General features: G+C 67.3%; 3 protein-coding genes and 1 pseudogene. 3 read left to right on the forward strand and 1 reads right to left on the reverse strand.

What is annotated here, in order from left to right; translation table 11 throughout:
• Positions 1-388: 388 nt before the first annotated feature.
• Positions 389-1,267, reverse strand: a complete 879-nt coding sequence (locus tag AB0I53_RS49335; protein WP_358618107.1) for an alpha/beta hydrolase — start codon at positions 1,265-1,267, stop codon at positions 389-391.
• A gap of 94 nt (positions 1,268-1,361) precedes the next feature.
• On the opposite strand from AB0I53_RS49335, the pseudogene AB0I53_RS49340 reads away from it, so the two are divergent.
• The 3 genes and pseudogenes from AB0I53_RS49340 to AB0I53_RS49350 all read left to right on the forward strand — a co-directional run.
• A pseudogene (locus AB0I53_RS49340) lies at positions 1,362-1,611 on the forward strand (response regulator); the annotation flags it as partial.
• A 43-nt stretch (positions 1,612-1,654) separates the two neighbouring features.
• The gene (locus AB0I53_RS49345; RefSeq protein WP_358618110.1) at positions 1,655-2,758 is read left to right on the forward strand and encodes a hypothetical protein; all 1,104 of its coding nucleotides are present in this window, start codon (positions 1,655-1,657) and stop codon (positions 2,756-2,758) included.
• A 222-nt stretch (positions 2,759-2,980) separates the two neighbouring features.
• Complete coding sequence (locus tag AB0I53_RS49350) at positions 2,981-3,643, forward strand: tyrosine-type recombinase/integrase (RefSeq protein WP_358618112.1); 663 nt, start codon at positions 2,981-2,983, stop codon at positions 3,641-3,643.
• Positions 3,644-3,809: the final 166 nt, after the last annotated feature.

A 3,809-nucleotide genomic window follows, 5' to 3' on the forward strand; every position in this document is an offset into this window, starting at 1 on the left:
CCTGCGAGTAGCCCTGTTCGAACAACTCGGCCGCGGCCAGCCGCACCGACTCCATCGCGGCCCGATCCCGACGAACCGGCACACCCTGCTTGATCGCCGACACAGTCAGTCATGATCACACACGACCGTCACCCTAGATCACGAACGTCAGTAGTCCCCGTTGGATCAGTCAGGCCGCGGCTCGGGAGGAGCTGTTCCAGGACGGGCACAGTGATGGGCGATGACGCGGCCGGTGCGCGTGGTGTCGGCGGTGGTTCCCGCACGGGCCGACCACACGGCGAGTCGCCGAGGAACTGGCTCGCGCGATCCTGGTGAACGTCTTGAAGGGAACCCGTCATCAGCTGCAGGATCTGGTGCTGGAGCAGTTGTCCCGTCGGCCGCACTTGGGTCACTGGCGGAACGCGGAGTCAATGAAGTCGCGGACCAGCTGGTGGAGGCGTTCGGGCTGGTTATGTCTGAGCATGTCGGTGCCGTGGCGTCCGCCGGGCACGATCTCGAGGTGCTTGTCCCCCGCGGCCGAGGCCGCGTGCAGGGTCCTGACCTCTTTGATCATGTTGCCGCTGTAGTCGCCTGGCGAGACCGCGAACAGGGACGGCCGGGTGATCGACCGTACCGCGGTCTCACCGTCTTCCCCGAGGCAATGCGCCGGGGAAGACAGGAGCAGCAGGCCGGCCAGTCGTGGCTCGGTGGCGGCGACGACGGCGCTGGACGTCCCGCCACAGGACGCTCCGGCGATCAGCACGCGATCGGCGCCACGGCGGTGGAGTTCCGCGAGTGCGGCCGAGGCGTCGCGGTCGATGTGGGTGTTGGGGGTGGCCCGTTCGGAGGCGCCGTGATTGCGGTATTCGAAGAGCATGACGTGGTACCCGGCGGCGGCGAGCTCTTCGCCGAGGGACAGCCAGGAGCAGATGTTGTACCCCTGTTCGTGGGCGAGCAGGACGCCGCGTTCGCCGGTGCCGAGCTCGAGGGCCGACAGGTGCACACCGTCGGCGGTGGTCAGGGTGAACGTGCCCGGGTCGTGTTCGACGGGTACGCACGTGTTGACCTGGTAACCGAGGGTGGTCGTGCGGGTCCGCTCCGGCCCCGACGGCTGGTAGCCGACCGGCGGAGCGTGCGGTGCGGTCGTCGTCGTGGTGGACGCCGTCGCGGGAGGTGTCCCAGTCGCGGACGCGTCGGCGCCGGTTCGGGCCTGGCCGCAGCCGGCGAGCGCCATCATGACGAGGAGCAGCACGAAAATGCGCGGCCGTCGTGTTACGTGGACCTTCATGCGGCCCACGGTGTCACCGGGTTGTGAGGAAGTTGTTAAGGCCTGGTAAGGAGCCGGTGATCTCCGCGTTTCGTCGATCTTCATTACGATCACGGTGTGTGCGCATATCCTGCTGGCCGAGGATGACGAAAAACAGGCGGAGCTGATTCGCCGCTATCTGGAACGCGAGCACCACACGGTGGTCGTGACACACGACCGGTCGCGCGGCGATCGACACGGCTCGGGGGCAGTTGCCGGATCTGGTGGTGCTCGACGTGATGCTGCTGCCGAGGGTGGACGGCCTCGACGTGTGCCGCATCCTGCGCCGCGAGTGGGACCTGGCGATTCTCCTGCTCACCGCCCGGTTTCTGAACAGGATCATCACAATCATCGGGCATCATCGGCTTCATGATCCGAACTCGAACACTGCTGGCGGCGCTGGCGCTCGCCCTGACCAGTACGGCGACCGCGACAGCCCAACCCGGTTCCACTGTGGACATCGCCGACTACAACCTCGGTGACGCGGCGTTCACGGTGCCGAACTCGCCACTACCGGTGGAATTGCAGGGCGAGGTGTACTACCCGCACGATCTCGGCGACGTTAGGCGTCCGCTGATCATGCTCGTCCACGGCTTGTTCAAGACCTGCGCGGACGCCTCGGGCACCGCGTCGTTCGACTGGCCGTGCCCGCCGGGAACCCGGCAGTTGCACAGCGAACGCGGGTACCGCGATCTCGGTCGGGAATTGGCCGGCCACGGCTACATCGTCGTCTCGATCAGCAGCAACGGGATCAACGGCCAGCACAGCAACGACCAGGTCGCCGACCGCGCGGCGCTGATGAACAAGCACCTGGAACTGTGGCAGCGGTTGTCGGCCTCGGGCACCGGCGCGCTGGCCGGAAAGCTCCCGGCCGACTTCACCCACCGGGTCGACATGACCAAGGTGGGCACCATGGGCCATTCGCGGGGCGGCGCCGCCGTCATCCAGCAGGCCAGCCACCAGCAGCGGAAGGCGTGGCCGGAAGGGGTTACGATCCGCGCGGTAGCGGCCCTGGCGCCCGCGACCGCCTACACACCGGACGGCAGCACCGGAAACTGGATCACCGATATTCCCTACACCGTGATCATGGGTACCTGCGACTGGGATACCCGCACTGCGGGCAGTGAACTCCTGCACACCACGGTGCGGCACACCGCGCCGGCCGGTGGGTATCTCATTCACGGCGCCAATCACAACTTCTACAACACCACCTGGTCGAACGGGCCCGGATCATTCGACGACGCCAAGAACTACGAGCCCAAGGACAAACCGGCGCCGCCAGCGGGGCAGTGCTACAGCAACGACGGCAAGTACACCGAGCAGAAGCAGCTCACCCAGGACCAGCAGCGGGAGGTAGGCGATGCCTATCTGTCCACCTTCTTCCGCCGCTACCTCGGCGGCGAACATCTCGAAGACCCCGTGCAGCATGTGACGCCCGTGGAGCGGCTGCGGCTGGAGACCACTCGACGCTGACGCAAACCCGATGTCCAGCTTGGGGATCACGACCTATGGTGTGATCCCCAAGTCAGGGTCCCTGGCTTGCACGAATACCGGGATGCCGCCCGTTCGCCCGTGCTATCTCGGGGGAAGTGTGGCGCCACACGCCATCCCTGAAGGAACGCCGCGAAGCATCCGGACGCGTTCGCCGACGTCGTCGGCGCCGAGGCCGCGGTCACCGCCTGGCGCAAGCACCTCATGCGCTCGGCAAAGGCCAGCCCGTCCTCGATCAACCAAGCGCTCGCCGCGGTGACCCTGCTCTACGAGCACGGTCCGCAACTGCGGATCACCGTCAAACGGGTCCGCGTGCCGCGCCCCGGCGAACCGGACGCACTCAGCCCCGCGCAGCAGGGCAAGGTCGAACGCGCCTCGCTGCGCCGCGGCGCGCGGGACGCGGCCATCATCGCGGTCCTGCTCTACGCCGGCGCCCGACTCGAAGAGTGCGAACGGCTCGACCTCGACGACGTCGCTATCACAGCCCGAACCGGCAGCATCCGCCTGCACGGCAAGGGCGACGAAGTCCACAACGTCCCGCTGCCCGCCGTCGCGCGCCAGCGCCTGTCCGCCTGGATCGCCGAACGTGGAAACCACCCCGGCCCACTGTGGACCGGGCAACGCGGCAGGCTGACCATCTCCGGCATCACCCAGGTCGTCCTCGCCGTCGGCGAAGCCGCCGGGATCAAAGGCCTTCGCCCCCACCGGCTACGCCACACCTACGCCACCCGTCTCCGCCAAGGCGGCGCCGACCCCGCACAGGTCCAAGCCTTGCCCGGCCACGCCTCCGTCGAGACCTCATCCCGGTACTTCCGAGCCGGGAAAGCCGAACAAGCCACCGTCGTCGAAACCATCTTTGAGCAGTAGCACGGCAACGAGGTCTGACCAGGCCATTCAGCCCTAATGGCGGCTCATGACACCGTCCTTAACGACCGGCCGAATTGCGGCGGCAACGGACCGCCGTGCAGCGGATGCGCACCGAAGGCAGCCGGATGGGCCTGCTCTCCGACTTCGTCACCGAACGCCTCAAGAG

It is taken from the genome of Saccharopolyspora sp. NPDC050389, from assembly GCF_040655595.1.
GTDB lineage: Bacteria > Actinomycetota > Actinomycetes > Mycobacteriales > Pseudonocardiaceae > Saccharopolyspora.